Genomic DNA, 20,805 nt, shown 5'->3' on the forward strand with positions numbered 1-20,805 from the left:
GCGAGCACAAGAAGCTCGCTCTACGCCAAGCCGCATGACCAGCTTCATGATCGCCCATTTTGCAGAACTTGACGCACACAACCATTTCCAAAAAAGGGGCTGTTCGGCAGGCGGGCAGGGCGTCTTCCTGACCCTCCCCCTTGTGGGGAGGGTCGATGCGAAGCAGCGGGGTGGGGGTCCGCGCGGCGCTGCTTGGGTTGCAAGCGCAGGCCTTCTACCTCAATCGCCCTTCGTCGCACCAATCCAGTCAGCCGCCATTTCGGCAAACAGCCAGTCGCGGAACGCCCTGATCTTCTTCTGACGCAGCGCGCCGTCGCGGTAGACGACGTAGTAGCGCGAGGCGGATTTCAGCGCGCGGTCGAAGGGACGAACCAGCCGCCCGGCGGCGAGGTCGGCCGAGACCAGCGCGCTTCGGCCCAGCAGCACGCCTTCGCCATGCACCGCGGCCTCGACGGCGAAGGTGGCGGAATCGAAGCGCACGCCGCGCTTCGGATCGACATCTGCCACGCCGGCATGTTGCAGCCATGTCGCCCAGTCGATGCGAAACGCATCATGGATCAATTTGTGATGCCCGAGATCCGCCGGCAGGCGCAACGGATGTTCGCCTTGCAGCAGTTCCGGGCTGCAGACCGGGAAGACCTCTTCATCGGCGAGAAATTCCGCGGTCACCCCGACATAGCCGCCCTTGCCGTAGCGGATGGCAATGTCGATGCCGTCGCTGACGAAATCGGAAAGCACGCCCGAGGTCGACAGCCGCACGTCGATATCGCCGTTGGCGCGATGGAAGCGATGCAGCCTCGGCACCAGCCAGCGGCCGGCAAAACCGTCCGATGTGCTGACATTCAGGATACCCGTGGTGCGGTCGGGCGTGGCGGCGATGGTGGCGGCGGCGATCTGGTCCAGCGCCTTCCTGACTTCCAATGCGTAGGCCGCGCCAACAGGAGTCAGGCGCACGGACCGCGTCCCCCGATCGAAAAGCTGGATGCCCAGCCTGTCCTCGATGTTGCGGATGGCGCGGCTGACCGCACCATGGGTGACGTTGAGTTCGCCCGCAGCCTTGGAGAAACTCAGATGCCTGGCGGCGGCCTCGAAGGCGGGCAGGGCAGTGAGCGGCGGCAGTCTGCGCGGCATGGTCCACCTGTGAGCGTTGCTCACAAATCCTGCACAAAGAGTCGTTTGTCGTCCAGCCCGGAAATGTCCAATCTACTGACGTAGCAGCGCATCCAAATCGGGTTTTCCATCTCACCGCTGCGCTGAACGACCAGAACAGTGTGAGCAATCGTCATGCTCGTCCTCCGCGGACGGCCTTGGCACGCTTGCGCCCCGGGTAAAACACAGGAGACGAACAATGAACCCGACCTTCGAATCCATCGGCGCCGCGATGAGCGGTCTTGCACTCAGAACCGCTGCAGTCGTCGAGCGCCGCCGCATGCTGCGCCGAGTTTCACGCTTCTCGAACCAACGCTTGCACGACATCGGCTTCGAGCGCGACTGGGACGGTTCCATCCTGCGCAATGGGAGGGCGATATGACCAGCACCCTGATCATCGGCGCGACGGGGCTGCTGGGTGGCGAGATGGCAAAGGCCAGCGCACACAATGGCGATCGCCTGCACGTTCTGGTTCGTCCGGCAACAGCCGGTAATGAACAGCGGCTGCGCCCGCTGAAGGAACTCGGCGCCACGGTGCATGTCGGCGATCTCGACGATTATGACAGCCTTGTCCGCGCCGTCGGCAAAGTGGATCGCGTCATCTCCTCAGTGCATGTGGATTCGGCCAGCGAGATGACGCTGGTGCGGGCGCTCAGGGATGCCGGCGTCTCCCGCTATGTACCTTCCGCCGGCTTCGGTCTCGACTTTGCCGCCGCCGCACCAGGCTCGGTCCCACCACTCGACCTCAAGAGAGCAGTCTTCGACGCGATCAAGGAGGCTGATCTGCCCTATACGGTGATCTACACCAATGGTTTCTTTTCGACCTGGGTGGCAACTCTGGGCGACCTGATGCGCTTCGGCTCGTCGCCTCTGCCGCCCGATGAGGTGACGCTCTATGGCGACGGCAATGTGCCGGCGACGTTCGTCAGCGAGAAGGATATCGCCGCTGTCACCTTGCGCGCGCTGGAGGATCCCGATGCTGTTCGCCGCGAGATGCGGATCGCACAGAATCGGACAACCCAGAACGCGATGATCGACCTGTGGCGCCGGGTCAGCGGCCGCTCGCCGCGCATCGTGCCCCAGAGTGCGGCGGAGCTTGAGGCGATGATCGCATCAGCCCCCTGGCTCGGACTGCTGCGAGCGTTTTGGATACGCGGTGAGACGGCGCTCGAAACGGCCACGCCGGAAGCCGGCGCGCTCTATCCGGAGCTGACGTTCGAGACCATCGAGAGCGCCTTTGTGGCGATGGCGGGCACCGCTGGGTGGTAGTAGCAGAAGCGCGGCGTTGCAACTGCGATCTCTCCCACAAGTGGCAGGGCTGTCGCATATGGAATTCCTGAGATGTCTGCCCGGCACGGACCCCCACCCCTAACCCCTCCCCACAAGGGGGAGGGAGACTTCCGTTGGCGCTGACCCAAGAGAATCGCCTGTCTTTTCGGCGCCAAGAAGAATTAAAGGCACGCGGCAGCGTTCCCTCTCCCTTGTGGGGAGGGTTAGGGTGGGGATTCTTCTTCGCAAGAATCCGTATGCGATAGCCCTGCCCTTGTGGGGAGATTGGCCGTGTCACTCCTTCCGCTTCTCCACCTCGGCCTTCCTCAGCAGGAACCGCTGGATCTTGCCGCTCGGCGTCTTCGGCAACTCGCTGACGAACTCGACTTCGCGCGGATAGGCGTGGGCCGAGAGGCGCTTGCGGACATGCTGCGCCAGTTCCTCGGCCAGCGCCTCGCTGCCTCGAAAGGCGGGCGCCAGAACGACGAAGGCCTTGACGATTTCGGTGCGCTGCGGGTCGGGCACACCGACGACGGCTGCCTCGTTGACCGCCGGGTGTTCGATCAGCGCGCTTTCGACGTCGAACGGGCCGATGCGGTAGCCGGCCGAGGTGATGACGTCGTCGGCGCGGCCGATGAAGGAGATCGAACCGTCGGGCTCGAACTCGACCGTGTCGCCGGTGCGGTAATAGCCGCCCGCTATGGCCGGCGTTTCCGCCTGGTGATAGCCGCCGAACCAGCGCAGCGGCGAATTGGCGATGTCGACGGCGAGAATGCCGGGCTGGTTGGGGCCAAGTTCGTGGCTGGCCTCGTTGAGCACGACGATGCGGTAGCCCGGCATGGCAAAGCCGGCCGAGCCGTGGCGCACCGGGTGCGACAGGCCATGATGGTTGTTGACCATCATGCCGTTCTCGGTCTGGCCGTAATGGTCGTGGATGGGGGCGGCGAGATGAGCGTCGAACCAGCGGATCACCTCCGGGTTGAGCGGCTCGCCGGCGCTGCTCACCACGCGCAGCCGGCCCTTGACGCGGGCGGCTGCCTCGGGTCCTTCGGCCAGCAGCAGGCGGAAGGCGGTGGGCGAGCCTGCGAGGCTGGTGACGCCGAGGCGCTCGATGATGTCGTAGGTGCTTTTGGCGGTGAAGGCGCCCTCGTTTAAGGTCGTGGCGATGCCAAGCAGCAGGGGGCCTGTGACGGCGTAATAGAGGCCGTAGGCCCAACCAGGATCGGCGATGTTCCAGAAGACGTCGTCGGGCCGCAGCCCGATGGCATCGCGCATATAGGCGCCGAAGGCCAGCAGCGCGCTGAGCGGCACCGGAACGCCCTTGGGGAAACCGGTCGTGCCCGAGGTCGACATCATCATGAACAAATCGTCGCCCTTGCGGATCACCGGCTGGCAGTCAGGCGAGGCGGCGGCAAAGGCGGCGCGGAAATCGATGTCGCCGGCCGGCAGGGCTTCGCCTGGGGCAAGGATGGTCGCAACGCGAGGGCAATCCTCCACCTCATCGAGTTTGCCGCGATTGGCAATGTTGGTGACGACGAGCTTCGCGCCGCTGGTCTTTAGCCGGTGGTCGATGGCCTTGGGGCCAAAGGCGGTGAACAGCGGCTGGTAGACCGCGCCGATACGCCAGGTGCCGAGGATGAGCGCCACCAGTTCGGGAATGCGCGGCAGCATGCCGGCGACGATGTCGCCGGGGCCGACACCAGCCGCTTTCAGCATGTTGCCGACGCGCGCCGACATCTCCTTGAGATCGTCGAAGCTGAACTCCCGCAGCTCGCCATCGGCAGAGATGGCGCGCAGCGCCAGCCGGTTCTGGCCGGTATGGCGATCGCAGCATTCGATGCAGGCGTTGATGCCCGTCGCGGGATCGCCGTGAAGTCTTGCGATCTCATCGTCGATGCGAAAGCGTGCAATGGCATCGACATAGCGCGGCAGCGCCGGTGTGTTGGTCATGGCAGTCCTCCCTGGCGGCGCCGCATCTCCCCATGCGGCGCTGTCGGGTGCGAGCTTGCCCGAAATTGTGGTTGTGGTCGATGCGGCGAAAGTTGGTGGCGGGAAGGGTTGGCGCTTGAACACCCCCCTCTGTTCTGCCGGACATCTCCCCCTCAAGGGGGGAGATTGGATGCCGCGCCGGCTTTCGCCAATTTCCAGCGGTTCAGCGGCGAAGAAAGGCGCGAAGCATGCTGCTGCCAATCTCCCCCCTTGAGATGTCCGGCAGGACAGAGGGGCGCGCGAGAAGGATCGCGGCGCTGACAATCCTGCGGCAATGCACGTGCTTGACCCGCCCGCCCATCCGGCCGATAGCACCGCCAGATTGCCCGAGAAACCCGATGACCTCAGACACCAACCTCCACGACGCGCGCGCCGCCGACCCCGATACCGCCTGGCAGGCCGAAATTCGCGCCGGCGTGCGCCACGTGCGCGATCTGGCGTCCCTGCCGTTGTCGCCAGCTGAGCGCGCGGCGGCGCAAGCGGCGGCCGCGAACCACAAGGTGCGCGCGCCCAAAGCCTATCTCGACCTGATCGACTGGAACGACCCGGCCGATCCGATCCGGGCGCAGGTCATCCCCTCTCCGCAGGAACTGGAGGAGGTGGAAGGCGAACTCGACGATCCGATCGCCGACCATGACTTCAGCCCGGTGCCGCGATTGACGCATCGCCATGCCGACCGGGTGCTGCTGTTCCCGACCTATCAATGCGCGGTCTATTGCCGGTTCTGCTTCCGCAAGGAATCGCTGACCTCGATCGGCAGGGGTTATACGCGCGAGGCGCTGGAGCCGGCGCTGGCCTATATCGCGGATCACCCCGAAATCCGTGAGGTGATCCTGACCGGCGGCGATCCGCTGTCGCTGCCTGACAAGGCACTGGCCGAAATCTTTGCGCGCATCGAAGCGATCCCCCATGTGCGGCTGCTGCGCATCCATACGCGCGTGCCGGTGGTGCTGCCGTCGCGCATTACATCAGGGCTCGTCGCGGCGCTGCAGGGCCGGCTGATGGTCACTGTCGTCACCCATTTCAACCACGCGCGCGAGATCACCGACGCAACCGAGGCCGCCTGCCGCACGCTTCGGCAAGCCGGCTTCGTGCTGCTGAACCAGAGCGTTCTGCTCAAGGGCGTCAACGACAGCATCGAGGCGCTGGAAGAACTCTGCCGCGAGCTGATGTACCGCCTCGGCGTCAAACCCTACTACCTGCACCATGGCGACCTCGCGCGCGGCATGGCGCACCGGCGCACGACGATTGCCCAGGGACAGGCGCTGACTGAAGCGCTGCGGGCGCGGCTGTCGGGCATCTGCAACCCCGTCTATGTGCTCGACCTGCCGGAAGGCGGCGGCAAGGTGCCGATCGGGCCTTGCCATGTCGAGGGACGGGACGGCGAGAACTGGCGGCTGCGCGGGCTCGATGGCGAGATGAGGGCGTATACGGAGATCGTCGGCGAATAGGGCCGCGCGCTACCGCGCGTTTTTCTCGACAAATGCCAGCACCACCACGCGCGGGGCAACGCAGTAGGCGAGGCTGGCCTTGCGGCCCGTCTTCGTCGTCGCGTGGCCTGCGTTCAGGTCGATGGTGATGTCCTCATAGCCCAGCACCTCGCGATCGAGCGGATAGACGGCCTTGTAGACGGCTTCCTTGGCGGCAAAGAGGATGCGGCCGGCAAGATGCCGGTCGGCTGCGTCCGTGCGGTCCGCAGGTGTTGTCACGAGCGCCAAAATGTCATCCGGGAGAGGCTGCGCGGGCTCGACGTCGATGCCGAGCGAGGCGATATCGCCAATCGGTGCAATCGCCGCCACGGCCATGTCGTCGTCGTGCGCGAGCGAACCGGTTATGCCGTCGGGCCAGACCGGCGCGCCGGTTGGCGAGCGCAAGATGGCGACGTCGCCGACGCCAAGCTCCGCCAGCAGTCCGTGCGCGATCCACCGGGCCGCGCCGCTGGCGCGCCGCATGCCAGGCTGACGCGCGGGGATGGAATGCGCTTCCCCAGGCAGCAGATGGGCGTCGTCGCCGTCGCGGATCATCCGGCATCCGATCCGGACTCCCGATGGTGCGATGGCGGCGATCGCTTCGGCCAAGGCGATTTCCTCGGGCAGCCGCATCACGACTCGTGCGTCCGGGGCCGGCAAAGCGAGATCGGCTATCATTTCTCCGTCCTCGTCGAGCCCTTCTTCGACGAAACCGGCGCTGCGATAGAGATTTCGCGCCGCATCGTTCTCCGGTTCGTAGCAGATCGAGACGTGGCTGATGTGGCTGAGCCCCTGGATTTCGTCCAGTACCTTACGCAGCGCGGCCTTGCCGTAGCCTTTGCCCTGAGAAGCGCGGTCGATCATGAAGCGGTAGATGCGTGCCTCGTCGTCATCCGGAGGAGCCTCGTACATCAGGAAACCGACGACACGATCCCCGGCCATGACGACCCGTGGCCGGGCGTCTTCGTCAGTCCCGGCTTCTTCCAGCGAGTCCGCATTGCCGGCGACGAAATCCCTCTGCTCCGGCGCCAGTTCCAAGGCCGTGACCAGGGCCCGGTTGGCCTCGGTCACGGCAACGAGACGGATATCTCCGGTGTTCAAGCCGATGCCCTTCGTCAAGCCGAGGCCCTTCTTCAAGCCAATGCCGGGGCCGATACCTTGGAGCCATCGTCGGTGATCGGCTCGACGAAGCGGTGCAGCTTGGCCGGGTTGCCCCGCCATATGGAGTTGGGCTCCAGCTCTTCGCCCTTCATGACGAAGGAGTCGACATCGACCACCGAGCCTTCACCCATCACGACGCCGTAATGGACAAAGGCTGAAGGTCCGAGCGTGCAGCCCTTGCCGATGCGGATGAAGTCGGACTTGAAGGCGCCTTCTTCCAGCGAATGGGCCTGGATGACGCACCCCTCGTTGAGGGTGACGTCGTCGCCGATCTCCACCAGGGAACGTTCGGTCAAATTGCTGCCGCCGTCATAGACACGGCTGCCGACCTTGACGCCCAGCAGGCGCAGGATCATCGGCCGGAACGGCGTGCCGGCGAACAGGCGCACGATCGGCGAATCCGCGAGCTTCCAGTGGCGTTCGTGACGCCAGAATGCGACGTCGTAGATCGTCGTCATTTGCGGCTTCAGCCGGCCAAAACCAAGGCTTGCCCGCTCGACCAGGATGTAGAACGGAATGGTGATTGCCGAGGTCAAAAGCACGGCAACGAACAGGGCGACCTCGGCCCATTCGGTATAGTAGTTCAGCGCCCGATCCCAGATCGCTAGCGTGGCGAACAACATGACCCATTGCGTTGCCACGAACAGAAGGATCGTCACCATGTTGTGGCGGTTCTTCAGCGGGATGCGCTGGCGCCGGTCTGCCTCGTCGATGCCGGCGATAAGCTCCTTGTCGCGGTTCACCATGCGCGGGATTTCAAAAGCAGGCGAACCGAGAAGCCCAACATTCTCGCGCAACGGCCCGTCGATGGGGATCATCACCTTGGTGCCGAGCAGGACGTTGTCGCCCGTGCGGCCATCCGGCGGATAGTAGATGTTGTTGCCGAGATAGTTGCGCTCGCCGATGCGCGTCGGCTCGAGCCGGAAGGCCGAGGCGGACTTGTGCATATTGATCATGAACAGTCCATCCGACACCATGGTCTCGGTGCCGATCTCGCACAGAAGCGGGTTTTCGTGCTGCTGGTTGCTGCCGAAGTTGGAACCGGTCTGCACCACCTTGTTGAGGTTCCAGCCGATGGCGCTGATATAGTGCACGATGGCCGAGCTGTCGCCGAACAGGAGACCCAGGACGCGGGAGTTGCTGGTGAATTCGGCGACCGTCTGCAGCCAGTAGCGGAAACCGTAGAGCGTGTAGGTGCGGCCTGGCTTCAGGATCAGGTTTGTCAGGCGCGGCACCAGCGTCGCCGCCAGAAAAGCCACGGCGATGTAGCCGAACAGCGTGACCGTGGTGCCGATCGCGACGATGCCGATCGTCTCCTGATAGTCGTCGCCGACATTTTCCCAGTAGCTGTGGAACAGCAGCGGCAAGGGAGTGACAATGGCAAACAGGCCAATCAGCTGAACCGCTTCGAACAGGAAGCGCCGGATGTTGGAAGGATCGACATTGCGCACCTTGCAATAGTCCGCCGTGGTCGGCACGGCCGGCGATCCATGCCAGCGTTCGCCGTCCGGTATGCTTTGTCCGCGATGCAGCGAAGACGAATGGCCGAGCTGGGCGCCATCCCCGATCCGGGTGTCGATGTCGAGCGTGGAGCCGACGCCGACGAAGGCATCGCGGCCGATGGTCAGCGGCCCGGTGTGGATGTAGCCGGACTGGGCCCTGAAGCCGAGGATCATCGATTCCTTGCGCAGGATGGTGTTGGCACCGATTGAAATGAGATCGGTGCAGACGGGCACGGATTTCGATTCGATGACGGCATTCTTGCCGAGCTTGGTGCCGAGAAGCTGCAGGTAGATGCTGTAGAGCGGGCTGCCGCGGAACAGCACGACCGGCGCGGTGCGGATCAACGTCTTGACCACCCAGAAGCGGAAGTAACGCACGCCCCAGATGGGAAACGCCTCCGCCTTCCAGCGGCCGACGAGCACCCATTTGGCGATGACGGCAAAGCCCGACATGCCGAAGAACACGGCGGCCGAAAGTGCCACGCAGCGCAGATACAGCTGCAGCGGATCGTCGAGCGCGTCATACATCCAGTTGAGGCCGCCATTGATCGCCCACAGGGCGCCGTAGCTGTAGAGCGCGTAGAACAGCAGCTGTGCGGCGCCGCAGGTCCAGTAGGCGAAATTCGAGGCCCGGCGGGTGAGGACGGGCTCGTTGGTGGCCGTCGTCATCTCGTCCGCCACGCCGAGATGCAGCGCGAGCCGCGCCACGGTCGGGTGGAGATAGATGTCGCGCATCGACGCCGTCGCCCATTCCTTCCTGGTGCGCAGGCGCGCGCAGAAATGCGCCATCAGCAGCGAGTTGGCGCCGAGATCGTCGAAGAAATTGTCCTCGACGGACACGTCTTCGAATTTCAATACGGCGGCCAGTGCGTCGGCCAGGAAACGCTCGTCGTCATTGGCGGGCGCGACCATGGCGCGATCGCCCGAAAGCCGCACACTTGTCGGCTTCGGCAGCTGGCGCAAATCAACCTTGTTGGAGACCGTCATCGGGATCGCCGGCAGCTCCTCGAGATAGGAGGGCACCATGTAATCCGGCAGCCGCCGCTTCATCGTCCTGGCGAGGTCCGCGCGCGAGATCGACGGTTGGCCGGCCTTGGGGGCGTAATAGGCGACGAGTTCGACGCGGCCGGGCTCGATCTCCCAGGTGGTGACCGCGGCCTGGGCGATCTCGGGCTGATCGAGCAGCACCGCCTCGATCTCGCCGAGCTCGATGCGGTAGCCGCGGATCTTGACCTGGGTGTCGATGCGGCCGTTATATTCGATCTCGCTTTGGTCGTTGATGCGGCCAAGGTCGCCGGTCCGGTAGATGCGCTTCGACGGATTGTTCGGCAGGCCGACGAAATCGGCGATGAATTTCTGTTCGGTCAGGTCAGGCCTGTTGAGATAGCCGACCGCGAGCCCGATGCCGGCAATGCCGATCTCGCCCAGTTCACCGGGCTCGGCAAGTTGCGGCAGCGAGGCGTCGAGAATGACGATGGAGTAGGTCGGCAGCGGCGCGCCGATGGTGACGGGACTGTCCGGCGTGAGCGCGCCCATTGTGGCGGTGACGGTCGCCTCGGTCGGGCCATAGGTGTTGAGGATCTGCCGCCCCGGCTTCGACCAGCGCACCACCAGATTGTGCGGGCAGGCCTCGCCGCCGACCAGCAGCGTGCGCAGGCTGGGCACATCCGATGTCATCGACGACAGCAGCGTCGGGCTGCAGGCGATGCAGGTGATGTCATGGAGCCGCAGGAAATCGGCCAGTTCCTCGCCCACCAGCGGCATCTGGCCCGGTGCCGGCACCACCGTAGCGCCGGCGACGAACGGCACCCAGATCTCTTCGGAGGAAAAGTCGAAGGCGATGGTCATGCCCTGGTAGACGCGATCGCCCGGCCGGTAGCCGTAGGAGGCGGCGGCGACGCGGATGAAATTGACGAAACTCTGGTGCTTGATGACGACGCCCTTGGGCTTGCCTGTGGTGCCCGAGGTGTAGAGGATGTAGCAGGTGTCGTCTGATGAAGCGGCCTTCGCATTCGGCTTCAGCGGCGCGCCGGACTCTTTGGAGATTTCGGCGGCAGTGCTGTCGATCAGCAGATGCGGAACCGGCAGCTGGCCGGCGCGCGACGCATAGGCGGCGATGGTGACGATCAGGCTGACGCCGGCGTCCTCGATGATGAGCGCCATCCGCTCCTCGGGGAACGCGGTCGCCAGCGGCACGAAGGCAGCGCCCGCCTTCATCACGGCGAGCAGCGCGACATAGGTCTCCGCCGAGCGGTCGAGGATAAGCCCGACGCGGTCGCCCGGCCGCACGCCGCGCTTGACCAGCAGGCGGGCGAACTGGTTGGCCCGGCTGTCCAGTTCACGATAGGTCCAGACACGCCCGTCGGAGATCACCGCCGGCAGCGCTGCAAACATTTCGGCGAGCTGTTCGAAGACGGTGTCGAGCCGCTCGCCGGGCAGGCCTTGCCGGGCAAAGTCGGCGCCCGTCAGGATCTGCCCGCGCCTGGCTGTCGCGGGGGCCGTTTTTACCAGCGCATCGACATCTGCCGGGCCGCTTTCCAGCCCCGATCGTTCCGCGTCCAGTTCGGCGATGTCGACACCGTGATCCATTTCCATACTTTCCCGTCCAGGCCGGGCATCGCCCGGCACGGCCATTTTTCCAGTTGTTGTGGGAGCTTATGCCATCCGATCTTTTCGCCAGTTTTTCCGAACTGTTGAATATTGTTTCTGAACTGTGTCTGGGCGCTCTTTTGAGCCTCCCTTGGCGGCTCTCGCCGGGCGCGCTCGGCGGCACGCGAGGGCGTGCACCCGGCGTTTTTCTGGAACCAGCCTTGAGGCCCCGCATTCTATGAGCAGGGACTTAAGGAGCGTGTCGTGAAAGCGGTTTTGGGACTGGTCTGCGGCTTCGTGCTGACCCTTGCGGTCTTCGGCAGCGGACTGGGCTTCGCCGCCTGGCTGCTTGCCGCAAAGCCGTCGCGCCAGGCAACGGCCACCGTCAGCGTGGCGGAGCTGTGGACCAAAAAAGCGCGGCCGGTGAACAAAGCCGGGCAGGGCCTCGAACGCCTGCCGGCCAAACAGTCCGCGCCGACGGACATCCCCGCCAAACCGCAGGAAACACCGCCCGACCCCACCGTCACCGGCGCCATCGCGCCCAAGACGACCGAATTGCCGCCTCCGCATCTCGCCTGGTGCGCCAGCCGCTATCGCTCCTACCATCCGGACGACAACAGCTATCTCTCCTACAGCGGGCAGCTGCGCCCCTGCATCTCGCCCTATCTCGAAGCCGCCGGTCAGCCCGTCCAGCCCACTGCCGGCGATGGCGACGAAAACGGCGCCGGCCTGGGCGTCTACGTTGCCGACGATGGCGGCGAAGCACTTTCGGCCGACCATGTCGATTACTGCTTCAGCCGCTACCGCTCCTATCGCCCGGAAGACAACTCCTACCAGCCATACTCCGGCGGGCCGAGACGGCAATGCCAATAGAGCCCGCGCGCCGCACGATCCGATCGCGCGGATTTTCCGGAGCGTTCGCATTGGCGCGGCGTTCAACCCTGACCCTAAGGAGGACTGACCATGAGCGACGACCGGGACGACAGAATTCGTGAGCGCGCCTACCAGATCTGGGAACGGGAAGGTCGCATGCAGGGCGACCCCGAACGGCACTGGCACCAGGCCGAGGCCGAGATCGACCGCGAGGCGGCCCTGCCGCTGACGGCGGACGATGCGCTGCCTGAAACCGGGGAGATCGCCAGCACCGATGTGCTGGAGGTCGAGGCGCTGGCGGTGCGCACCGGCATATCGGGCGACGAGGCACAGGAACTGATCGACCGCCTGGGCAACGACCGCGCCGCGGTGGAACAAGCCGCCCGCAGCCTCAAGGCCAAAAGGCGGCGAAACCCCGATGAGGGACTGGCCAAATGATCGAAAGCTGAAGGATGGAAATACCGGCTCCATTCACTCAAGAAGGGCGAAAACGGCGACGCCTCATCATCTTCGGCTCTGTCGCCAATCTTTTTCGCCATGGCCAGAGCCTTGGACTGGTCGTGAGCACGGCCCGCCAACGCGGCTTCTCGAAACGCTCAGGTTGCGACGGGCTGGTCGGTCATCACTTGCGCTGGACCGCGAAAGCGAAAGCCCGCGCCTCTGGCGGAGGACGCGGGCCGATCGGACGGCCGATCTTCGGCAGGCGATGGAGGGCACCACCTGCCGCACAGATCAACAATTAGCTATGGCTAATGTTCCGTCAAGCTGGATCTGAATTTACTTTCGTTCGAATGTCGGCCTCCACCGCAATTGCGCCGCTGCCTGTTTGGTCGGGAATGCACGGGTCCGGCGAGCAGCTGGTGCTGACGTCGATAGGAATTTTTTCTTGACGGGTGAGGGCAGCTATGCTACATTTCTGCCTATGGTGCTGATTTGCGCCAGTGACCCGCCGCAAAGGCGGGTTTTTTGTTGACCCGCCGCACAGTCGTCACCTGCAAGATCTCTCGCCCGCAAGATTTCTACGCCGCGCGTGGTTCGGCCGGCCTGGGCTTGACCATTGTGCGAGGACGATGCCGGCGACGATGAAGGCCGCACCGACCAGATCGTAATCGTGCAAGCCTTCGCCGAGCAGCAGATAGGCGAGGATAGCCACGAACACCGTCTGCAGGTAGAGCAGCATGCTCGCCCGGCTCGCGCCCAGCGTTTGCACGCTTTTGTTGTAGAGATAGTACATCAGGGCGCCGCCGGGGCCAGCCAGATAGGCGAGCGCGAGAAGGCTGTGGAGGTTCATGGCGGAGCGTTCGTCGTTGAACAATTCCCACAAATGGAAAGGCAAGGCGACCAGCGCACCGGCGCCGAGCAGCAGCACGACCATCGGCAGGAGTTCGATGCCGAATTTGGCACGGCGCAAAAGCACGGTGTAGACGCCCCAGCAGAACGCGCTGGCAACGATCCACAGCTCGCCGGCGTTGACCTTGAGTTGCAGCAGCGCCGTCAGGTTGCCATGGGCAACGATGAAAATCATCCCGGCAAGCGCAACCAGCGCGCCAAGCGACTTCCACAGCCCGAGCGGCTCGCCAAGCACGAAACGGGCAAGCACCATCGTCATGACAGGCGACAGCGCCATGATGATACCGGCCGTGGTGGCGTCGGTGTGGTTGAGGCCGTGGTAGATCATACCCTGGCACAGCGTCAGGCCGATCGCCCCCACGGCGACGACCTCCACGGCGCGCGTTCGCAAAAGCCCGATCATCGCGTCGTGATGACGGTGCACGATCGGCAGCAGGATGGCGCAGGCAAGCGTCAGCCGCCAGAAGCAGAGGCCCCAGGGCGGCATTTCAAGCGCCACCCATTTGGCCGCAATATAGACACCAGCCGAAAGCAGCCAGCACAGGACGGCGGCCGGATAGCCGGCCAAGGAGGGGCCGGCCACGGGTTGCGCGGCTTGATGCGCTATCGGCATTGCCTGCATGTCATGCCCCCTTCGATGACCTCGGCCCGACGGGACAACATAAACTGTGTCGTTGGGTCGTGCATCCGTTTTGAAAGGGTGGGGAGGAATCGGCGCTCGGGCGCGCGGACGGCGGAATTTGGGGACGTTTATACGCGGAGGCTGCGGATGAGCATGAGCGAAAGGTGCAGTATTCTAGGTGGCATTCGAGGGTAATCTGATGTGCATCAATTTGGAAGGCTAGAGATGGAGCCTTGCTTACGATTCTTCAGGATCCTCCTCCAGTGCGCATCTACATCCATAGTAGTAGAAAACTATCGTGGCGAGAATGTCCGAGAGCATTCTCAAATGACCATGCTCGACATCATCGAAATGCTTCTGTCCAGAATTTATGGCCGCGTATACACGGCCAGTAGCGGCGAGAATTAAATCGTCAAGACGGCCACTCATCATCAGACCCTGTTCCAGAAGGAATCCGTAGTCATCTCCACGCCAGCGTCCGCCTTGTTTTTCTGCTGAGAAAATTGACGAAACACATCCTACGATGATGTCTTCATGATCATGGTAGCGGCCAGGTGGCGTGGTCGCAGCGATTTGATCGATCACCTCATTCAAGTCGGCAGCCAGGCTAAAGGGTTCTGGGAGATATCTGCCGCTGTGCGGATCCCATCCGACTTCCCAATTGTGTTTAATATGGCTCAGTCGTCTAAGCACCATGCCGGGCACAAACGGACTCCGCGCAAAGAAATCACGAATTTGCTCCGGTGGTAGCTTGGTCATGAAGACCCGCTCTCGATTTTCTATGGTAAGAATTTGTCAAGCGACTGGAACACTCCCGCACTTTTCCAAAGAGCTCGGTTGCCGATGACATATACGGCTTCCTTGGCCCGTGTGACGGCGACGTTCAGCAGGTTGGGCCGTCCACCAGCCCATCCTCGTGCTCCGCGTTGCTCGGCATTGGGTGCTCCAAGGATGAAGAAGACCGCCTCGGCCTCCCGCCCTTGGACCGTGTGGACTGTTCCGACACGCTCGTAGATCCAAGCGAAGGGATTCTCGACCCATCCGTCAAGCAACCCGCTTGTGCGCAGCATTTCACGCATGCGGTCCTGCACCACTACAAAAGGGGTCACAATGTAAAAGTCAGGCGTGATGTCTTGCTGGCGAAGCTGCCGGAGCAAACCTAGCAATACTTGGCCCTCCTGCTGGCACCATTTCTCCTGCCCGTGTCCTTCCACATCGATCCACCGTGACGGACCGAGTACGTTCCTGATAGCCGAGGTCTTTGCAGTCCTCGCCTGAACCATCAAGTTCTCATAGGCAATTGCGTTTGACAGGCCGAACATCGGCTCTTCGCATCGCCGATGAACCAGAAGTGGTACCCCGACTTCCCGCATGCCAAGTTTGGTTTCGAAGGTGCCGTAATATTCCGTCGCGCTGTCGGCCAGTGTTTGGACAGATGCTCCCGGCGGGCTATAGATCACGGGATCGACCCCGAATTGGTGACACATCGCTTCGGTCAATTGATCTGGCAAGACCACGACAGGTTCGATCTGAATCGGATCGCCCACAACGATAGCTCGCTTCGTTCTTATTAAAGCGCCGACAGCCGCCTGCGGTAGGGCCTGACCGGCTTCATCGACAAGAAGCCAGCCGAATTCTTCGGGGCCGATCTTGGGGAACATGCGGGAGACTGACGCGAACGTCGTGGAAACAACTGGCACGAGAAGAAAGAGAGTCGACCACAGGTGGGGGATAAGTGCGTCCTTTTCTTCACTGCCAAGTGATCGAGTGCCAAACCCGTCCATCAGCGCATTCAGATTGTGACGAATTGGCTGGGCCGCCGCATCGATGAATGCGCGATGCAGCGCCATCGCTGCCTCGAAGACATCATTGCGAAGCCGCGCGCTTTTCCCGTCTAACCACGGTGCGGCCTTTTGTTTGTCCGCGTGCCGTTGATCGAAAAATTGGTCAGATACAACAGTGCCCGGATACTGGCGAACGAGAGGTGAGTAGCGCTGTTTGTCTTGATCCAACGCCGAGGTCAGACCTGCTTTTGTCTTTTGTAGCCTTTGGAGATCCGCTGCCAACCGTGCATGTTCATGAATCCTAGTATCGGAAATCTTCTTCGAGTCAGCACACAAAGTCCTCGCCTCGGTGAGCCTTGTAAGGACCGCGCCGTGCTCGGCTTGCCATGTGCGGTAGGGCGTCGTTCGGAAAACACGACTCAAGAAGCCGGGCCGGGAATGCAACGCGCCAGCTGCATTGCGTTGAGAGGTTTCTAAATTTTTTTGCTGTTTTTGATGGATCAGAGTTGCTGCCTGAGCGACATCTTCGGCACGACCGACAGTGGGCTGCAGAGACGCAATCTCAGCCTCAACCTCTGCGATAGCTGCCTGTCCCTTTGCGATGGCAGCCAAAAGATCATGGATATGTTGCAGGTCCGCGAGTGCTTTCTTCGCCTCGGTGAGCACCGCTGTAAACCGCTGGCGCGCCTTGCGCCACCGCCGCAAGGCCTCCTCATGATCTGCTGGCGGGCGTTCCTGTGCAACGACACGAGGCGGTCTTTGCCGTGTCCCGTCCTCGGTCTTTTCGTTGATCAGCTGCGGGTTGCCGCTTGCCTGCTGCAAATAGCGCTGGAAGCCGACATCCTCATCCCACCAGAAGGTTTGCCGGAAATCGTTTCTGTTTCGGGCGTTGCCGAGAACTGCTGCAACAACGCCCCAGCTATCGCGCGCCAGCAGCGCATCTGAAACCGTTTTGAAGTAACGCAGTTCCGTGGCATCGGCGGCGATAGCGCCCATCCCCGGCAATTCAGCGCTGACATTTTCGACCGCCTTGTTGTTCGAGGAAGCGACGATGATTTCATGCCCTCGAAGCTTATCGTGGAGTTTGTAGAGGTGAATGAAAGAATTCCCTCTTTTGAGTTTTGACCGGAAGGCGAAAACGCGTCCTTCGGATCACTAAAGGAACAAAGAAGCTCCGCCCGCTTGGTGACGATAGCAGCCACAACGTCCCGTAGGAGGGTTGTTTTGCCTGTACCCGGCGGACCGTTGACGGCAACAATTCCATCTGTTTTCAAATCGTGCAGCGCCAGATTGACGGCACATTGCTGGAGCATCGCCAAGGGATGTCGTCCGGCGCCGGGCCAGGAACCTAGGGGAAATTTTGCAGGCTCCAACGCATCTGCTATCGCGCGGTTGTCCGTCATTAAATTTCGGCGAGCTTTCGGCTTCGTAGCGCCGATGTAGCGGTTGAAATTACCCGTAGCTTTGCCGTCGGCAGCCAACCCCTGGGCTAGGGCAAGGTCTTCGAGAAAGAATGAATTCAGCAGGATCGATTCAGGAGGATCTTGCAATTTGAAATACTGATACGAGCGCACTGCGAATACAGGCGCTTTCGTGAAGCGAGAGTCGATTCCGATTTTCGCTACCAGCCAGCGATAGGCCGCTTCGATTGCATTTCTCGTGAGAGGCTTCGGCCGTCCTTCATCATCTTCGGTTACGACCCGTTGGCCAAGTTCTTCAGTTAAACGCCGCTCGATTTGAGACCACGTGCCGAGGTCTCTCAGTTGTCCGGACAAGGCCACCGGCATACCCCAGCCGAAACTGGAAATAGCCACGGCGTCGCTTTCAACGGGGCGGCCCTCACGATCAACCATGATGGTTGCAAGCACAGCCTCGCCCCGCGCTGATGGTCTCTCAATTCTGCTGTCGGTGTAGACCTGCAGAAGCGCGGAAACGGCAGCCTCCATGTCAACGCTTCCCAGAATAATCTGATAGTAGAGTTTCTGGTTAGGACGGCTGCGCTCTCCGCCGCTCTCCCATGGAAGATCCGGCTTGTCGAGCTGTGCAATTCGGGAGCGATCGCCGCTGGCCAGGTCCTCAGGTTTGCGGAAGGACGGGGGCGAAAGCACCTCCATTGCGGTCCATGTTGACAACACATCGGCTGCGTTGTTCGTGATGGGTGGCCGCTGGAGTAACGGTCGCGATGCTGCTGGGGTCGGCCCCTTTTCCGGTTGCGAGGGTGGTTCGAGCGTAACTTGCTGTAAGGGCGTCGCCACTACCCTGACGGCCGGCGCGACGGCGGCGGCAGTAGCATCCTCATTCCGAATGCCGTTGCGGTGCTGGGTTGTTGCCTTTGGATTCGTCCCAGCTGCCTGTATCGCTCGGCGCTTTAGTTCCTGCGCGCGAGGGACCGTTCGCTCGGCTAGCTCGGCAATCAGAATTTTCAGAAAATTCGGATCATCGCGTTTTTGGTCGAAGAGCTTTTCAAGCTCCGCTACCCCTTTTTGCATCAATGGTCTTGGAGGCATAATTCTTCTGTCGTATCCTAGTCTTCTAAGATTTTTCGCGAAATTTCTCTTCGGATCAATTTATCAAGATTTCCGACGAGACGTCCATCAACCCGTCAGGTGCTTTGAATGCGTGCGTTCATTTGTGCCTCTTCGTCACTACCTAAGTTCATAGTGAACCTACCGAAAATGTTCGCCGTTACCAGCGCTTCAGGCACCGACTGGCGCTGTCAGGAATTTGGCTCCCGACCCCATCCCACCCCTCCTCATTAACCATTCGTTAACCATTCCTTCGCTAGCGTTTACCTCTCAGTAAGGATTCGCCAGCCGTGACCTTTGCCGCCCCCATCGAGGCCAAATCCATTCGTTTTCGCGCGCGTTCTTTCGTCGCTTTCACGCTGACGCCCGAAGCGCCTTTGGACGTGTGGCTCGAGGGGCTGGATCACTGGATCGGCAACTCGCCGGGCTATTTTGCCGGGCGGCCGGTGGTGCTTGATCTCAACACCTTGAAGCCCGATGTCGCCGCGATCGAATCGCTGGTCGGCGTGCTTGGCCATCGTGGCATCCGCATCTACGCCATCGAGCTCGACGGCCACACCGCACTCGAGCCCAACCTGCCGCCGGTGCTGGTCGGCGCCAAGGAGGCGACGACGGATGGGTTGCTGCCCCGCGAGGCGCGGGCGGAGAGTTTCGACAAGGCCGAGGGCAGGGCACCTAAACAACTCGCGGACGCGGGTAGCTCGGCCAAGGTCGGCGACGGCAAGGCTGGCGCAAGCAAGGCCGGCGATAGCGAGCCGCAGGTTGAAGCTTCGGGCACGCTGATGGTCAAGTCGCCGATCCGCTCCGGCCAGACGATCGTGCATCCGCATGGCGATGTCATCGTGCTGGGTTCGGTCGCTTCCGGGTCGGAGATCATCGCGGCGGGTTCGATCCATGTCTACGGCACGCTGCGCGGGCGCGCTTCGGCGGGTGCGCTGGGCAACAAAAGCGCGCGCATCTTCTGCCGCAAGAACGAGGCGGAACTGCTGGCGGTCGACGGCTGGTACGTCACCGCCGAGGAGATGGAAGGTGTTTCGCGCGGCAAGCCGGTGCAGGCATTTCTCGACGGGGACGCGCTGCGGGTTTCGACGCTGAGCTGACTTCGACCGGGCGGCGAGGGCCGCTCGACCAAAAACAAATGAACAACAACGGAGGCTATTCAATGGGCAAGGTAGTGGTGGTCACCTCGGGCAAGGGGGGCGTCGGCAAGACGACCTCGACGGCGGCCCTCGGGGCGGCCGTGGCCAAGACCGGCAAGAAGGTGGCCTTGGTCGACTTTGACGTCGGCCTGCGCAACCTCGACCTGATCATGGGCGCCGAGCGGCGGGTGGTGTTCGACCTCGTCAACGTCATCCAGGGCCAGGCGAAACTCTCGCAGGCGCTGATCCGCGACAAGCGGGTCGAGACGCTGTTCCTGCTGCCTGCCTCGCAGACGCGCGACAAGGATGCGCTGACCGAGGAGGGCGTCGGCGAAGTCATCGACAAGCTGCGCTCGGTGTTCGACTACGTGTTCTGCGACAGCCCGGCCGGCATCGAGCGCGGCGCGCAGCTCGCCATGCGCTTTGCCGACGAGGCGGTCATCGTCACCAATCCGGAAGTGTCGTCGGTGCGCGATTCCGATCGCATCATCGGCCTGCTCGATGCCCGCACCTTGCGGGCCGAGCAGGGCGAGCAGATCGCCAAGCATGTGCTGGTCACCCGCTACGACGCGGCGCGCGCGTCGCGCGGCGAAATGCTGTCCATCGACGACGTTCTGGAAATCCTGTCGGTGCCGCTGCTCGGCATCATCCCCGAGAGCCAGGACGTGCTGCGCGCCTCCAACCTCGGTTCGCCGGTGACCCTGTCGGAACCGCTCAATGCGGCCGCCAAGGCCTATATCGACGCCGCCAGGCGGCTGGAGGGCGAGGAATTGCCCGTCATCGTGCCCTTCGAGCGCAAGGGCTTCCTCGATCGTCTTTTGGGAAGGAGGGCGGCATGAACCTGCTCGACATCTTCAAGCGGCGCTCCAGCGCCCCGGTGGCGCGCGAGCGGCTGCAAGTGCTGCTCGCCTACGAGCGCCGCAACCGCAGCCAGCCCGACCTCGTCTCCATCCTGCGCGAGGAGATCATGGCCGTCATCGCCAAGCATGTGCAGATCGACCAGGATTATCTGCAAGTCTCGATGGACCGCGGCGAGACCATGTCGACGCTGGAAATCGACATCCAGATCCCCAACAAGAGCGCCGTGCCGCTGGCCATGGCGGGGTGACTTTACCTCCCCCTTGTGGGGGTCCGAAGGACGGGCGAGACCGGTGGCTCGCCCCCGCAAGTCGATCCGCAAAGCGGATCGGGGTGGGGGTTGGCGCCAGCACCCCCACCCGGACCTGCGGTCCGACCTCCCCACAAGGGGGAGGTGGGGAGCCCAGTCCGCTCCCTCCGCGTGTGGAGCGGCATCGCCTGCCATCGTTAGGACGTTGATAAGCATTTGGTAATAAAAAGCCGGAAATGAGATGCTGGCTCGATTTGACATGCGCAATGCTGTCGT

General features: G+C 62.7%; 17 protein-coding genes. 8 read left to right on the forward strand and 9 right to left on the reverse strand.

What is annotated here, in order from left to right; translation table 11 throughout:
• Positions 1-219 precede the first annotated feature (219 nt).
• Both NKH52_RS18665 and NKH52_RS18670 read right to left on the reverse strand, forming a co-directional pair.
• Positions 220-1,131 (reverse strand): transcriptional regulator GcvA, encoded by a 912-nt coding sequence (locus tag NKH52_RS18665; RefSeq protein WP_352732424.1) that lies wholly within the window; start codon positions 1,129-1,131, stop codon positions 220-222.
• A gap of 20 nt (positions 1,132-1,151) precedes the next feature.
• Positions 1,152-1,286, reverse strand: coding sequence for a hypothetical protein (locus NKH52_RS18670; protein ID WP_352674136.1), 135 nt, complete (start codon positions 1,284-1,286; stop codon positions 1,152-1,154).
• A gap of 62 nt (positions 1,287-1,348) precedes the next feature.
• Here NKH52_RS18670 and NKH52_RS18675 point away from each other — a divergent pair, with 62 nt between their 5' ends.
• Entirely contained in the window at positions 1,349-1,531 is a 183-nt protein-coding gene (locus NKH52_RS18675; protein WP_352674138.1) for a DUF1127 domain-containing protein, read from the forward strand.
• A complete protein-coding gene (locus NKH52_RS18680; protein ID WP_352732421.1) occupies positions 1,528-2,418 on the forward strand; it encodes an NmrA family NAD(P)-binding protein in 891 nt (296 codons plus the stop codon). The genes NKH52_RS18675 and NKH52_RS18680 overlap by 4 nt, the downstream gene beginning before the upstream one ends.
• Before the next feature lie 294 nt (positions 2,419-2,712).
• On the opposite strand, the gene NKH52_RS18685 is transcribed toward NKH52_RS18680, so the two are convergent.
• Positions 2,713-4,368: an acyl-CoA synthetase gene (locus NKH52_RS18685; RefSeq protein ID WP_352732418.1), complete on the reverse strand. Its 1,656-nt coding sequence runs from the start codon at positions 4,366-4,368 to the stop codon at positions 2,713-2,715.
• Between the two features lie 377 nt (positions 4,369-4,745).
• Between NKH52_RS18685 and NKH52_RS18690 the strand changes: the two genes are divergently transcribed.
• On the forward strand, positions 4,746-5,858 hold the full coding sequence (locus NKH52_RS18690; RefSeq protein WP_352732415.1) for a KamA family radical SAM protein: 1,113 nt from the start codon (positions 4,746-4,748) through the stop codon (positions 5,856-5,858).
• A 9-nt stretch (positions 5,859-5,867) separates the two neighbouring features.
• Here NKH52_RS18690 and NKH52_RS18695 read toward each other — a convergent pair whose 3' ends face one another.
• Together NKH52_RS18695 and NKH52_RS18700 are read right to left on the reverse strand one after the other, a co-directional pair.
• Positions 5,868-6,995, reverse strand: a complete 1,128-nt coding sequence (locus NKH52_RS18695; RefSeq protein ID WP_352967584.1) for a GNAT family N-acetyltransferase — start codon at positions 6,993-6,995, stop codon at positions 5,868-5,870.
• Between the two features lie 14 nt (positions 6,996-7,009).
• On the reverse strand, positions 7,010-11,134 hold the full coding sequence (locus tag NKH52_RS18700) for a Pls/PosA family non-ribosomal peptide synthetase (protein WP_352732410.1): 4,125 nt from the start codon (positions 11,132-11,134) through the stop codon (positions 7,010-7,012).
• A gap of 258 nt (positions 11,135-11,392) precedes the next feature.
• On the opposite strand from NKH52_RS18700, the gene NKH52_RS18705 reads away from it, so the two are divergent.
• Positions 11,393-12,001 (forward strand): BA14K family protein, encoded by a 609-nt coding sequence (locus NKH52_RS18705; protein ID WP_352732407.1) that lies wholly within the window; start codon positions 11,393-11,395, stop codon positions 11,999-12,001.
• 90 nt (positions 12,002-12,091) lie between these two features.
• On the forward strand, positions 12,092-12,439 hold the full coding sequence (locus NKH52_RS18710; protein ID WP_352732404.1) for a DUF2934 domain-containing protein: 348 nt from the start codon (positions 12,092-12,094) through the stop codon (positions 12,437-12,439).
• A gap of 550 nt (positions 12,440-12,989) precedes the next feature.
• Here NKH52_RS18710 and NKH52_RS18715 read toward each other — a convergent pair.
• The 4 genes from NKH52_RS18715 to NKH52_RS18730 all read right to left on the reverse strand — a co-directional run bounded on the left by NKH52_RS18715 (position 12,990) and on the right by NKH52_RS18730 (position 18,246).
• Positions 12,990-13,973, reverse strand: a complete 984-nt coding sequence (locus NKH52_RS18715) for a DMT family transporter (protein ID WP_352732402.1) — start codon at positions 13,971-13,973, stop codon at positions 12,990-12,992.
• Between the two features lie 237 nt (positions 13,974-14,210).
• Positions 14,211-14,732: a hypothetical protein gene (locus tag NKH52_RS18720; protein ID WP_352732399.1), complete on the reverse strand. Its 522-nt coding sequence runs from the start codon at positions 14,730-14,732 to the stop codon at positions 14,211-14,213.
• 20 nt (positions 14,733-14,752) lie between these two features.
• Positions 14,753-15,823, reverse strand: coding sequence for a DEAD/DEAH box helicase (locus NKH52_RS18725; protein WP_352967626.1), 1,071 nt, complete (start codon positions 15,821-15,823; stop codon positions 14,753-14,755).
• 725 nt (positions 15,824-16,548) lie between these two features.
• The gene (locus tag NKH52_RS18730) at positions 16,549-18,246 is read right to left on the reverse strand and encodes a hypothetical protein (RefSeq protein WP_352732395.1); all 1,698 of its coding nucleotides are present in this window, start codon (positions 18,244-18,246) and stop codon (positions 16,549-16,551) included.
• Between the two features lie 326 nt (positions 18,247-18,572).
• On the opposite strand from NKH52_RS18730, the gene minC reads away from it, so the two are divergent.
• From minC to minE, 3 genes are all read left to right on the forward strand, one after another.
• The gene (gene minC / locus NKH52_RS18735; RefSeq protein ID WP_352732392.1) at positions 18,573-19,382 is read left to right on the forward strand and encodes a septum site-determining protein MinC; all 810 of its coding nucleotides are present in this window, start codon (positions 18,573-18,575) and stop codon (positions 19,380-19,382) included.
• Between the two features lie 62 nt (positions 19,383-19,444).
• On the forward strand, positions 19,445-20,260 hold the full coding sequence (gene minD / locus NKH52_RS18740; protein ID WP_127296957.1) for a septum site-determining protein MinD: 816 nt from the start codon (positions 19,445-19,447) through the stop codon (positions 20,258-20,260).
• Positions 20,257-20,529: a cell division topological specificity factor MinE gene (gene minE / locus NKH52_RS18745; protein ID WP_024501686.1), complete on the forward strand. Its 273-nt coding sequence runs from the start codon at positions 20,257-20,259 to the stop codon at positions 20,527-20,529. The genes minD and minE overlap by 4 nt, the downstream gene beginning before the upstream one ends.
• Positions 20,530-20,805: the final 276 nt, after the last annotated feature.

Origin of the sequence: Mesorhizobium sp. M1066, assembly GCF_040318635.1 — a bacterium.
GTDB lineage: Bacteria > Pseudomonadota > Alphaproteobacteria > Rhizobiales > Rhizobiaceae > Mesorhizobium.